Annotated in this window: 1 protein-coding gene; it reads right to left on the reverse strand. The window is 70.5% G+C overall.

Annotated features, from left to right (window positions below; translation table 11 throughout):
* Positions 1–898, reverse strand: an 898-nt coding sequence (locus PSU4_RS30925) for an IS481 family transposase (RefSeq protein WP_222596467.1), incomplete at its 3' end; no start/stop codon positions are given.
* Positions 899–1,030 lie beyond the last annotated feature (132 nt).

Raw genomic sequence — 1,030 nt, forward strand, 5'->3', positions numbered from 1 at the left:
CGTAGGCCCATTCCTGGGCGAGGGTGCGGTTGAACCGTTCGGCCTTGCCGTTAGTCCAGGGGCAGCGGGGCTTGGTGAAGCGCTGTCTGATGCCGAGCTCGGCGCAGGTCGCGGCGAACAGGCGGCTGTTGCGGTAGGCCATGGCGTTGTCGGTCATGATCCGTTCGACGACGACGCCGTGGTCGGCGAAGAACGCGGCTGCATGGCGGAGGAACCGGGTGCAGGCGTGCTGGTTCTCCCCGCCCGTCGCGGTGTCGATGACCTCGACGTAGGCCAGACGGGAGTGGTCATCGACCGCGACATGGACGTAGTCGTAGCCCACCCGCGCGCCACCGCGGGCAGCGCGTGCTTGGGCGGAGCCCCGGCCGTGGACCCGCCAGCCGCCGCCGTCGCGGATGTGACCGAGTTTCTTCACGTCGATGTGGACCAACTCGCCCGGGCGGGCGCGTTCGTAGCGTCGCCACCGGTTCGGGCCGTGGGTGTGGGTGGCCGGATCGGCCTCCCGGAGCTGTTCGCCGGTGGGCGGATCGAGATCGCGCAGCCGGGAGATCCCCAGCCGGAGCAGCACCCTGTGCACCCCGGAGGCGGAGATGCGGGTGCCGTCCTCGCGGCGTAGCTCGTGGGCGATCAGCGCCGGTCCGATCTTGCGGCCGCGACGGAGCCGCTCGATGCGTGCCTCCACCTCGACCGGTGTGCGCCTGGGGCTGCGGTGCGGACGTGAGGACCGCTCGACCAGCCCGGCCTCGCCCTCGGCCTGCCAGCGGGTGTGCCACTTGTGCAGACACTGCCGCGAGATCCCCGCCTCCGCGGCCACATGGCACTTCGGGCGCCCACGGTCGACGCGCAGACACAACCGCCGCTTCCCCTCGAACGTCAGCGGGGCATTACGGTGCGACACGAGGACCTCCAGGGTCGACGGTGTGGGTGCCTTCAGCAGCTCCACACCTCGCCCGGAGGTCCTCCCTACTTCAAGATCATCGATCCCGGCGTGTCGCCGGACTCCGCGTCACCAACCTCCGTGAGTGGGACA

The sequence above is a fragment of the Pseudonocardia sulfidoxydans NBRC 16205 genome (assembly GCF_007989085.1).
Taxonomy (GTDB): Bacteria; Actinomycetota; Actinomycetes; order Mycobacteriales; family Pseudonocardiaceae; genus Pseudonocardia; species Pseudonocardia sulfidoxydans.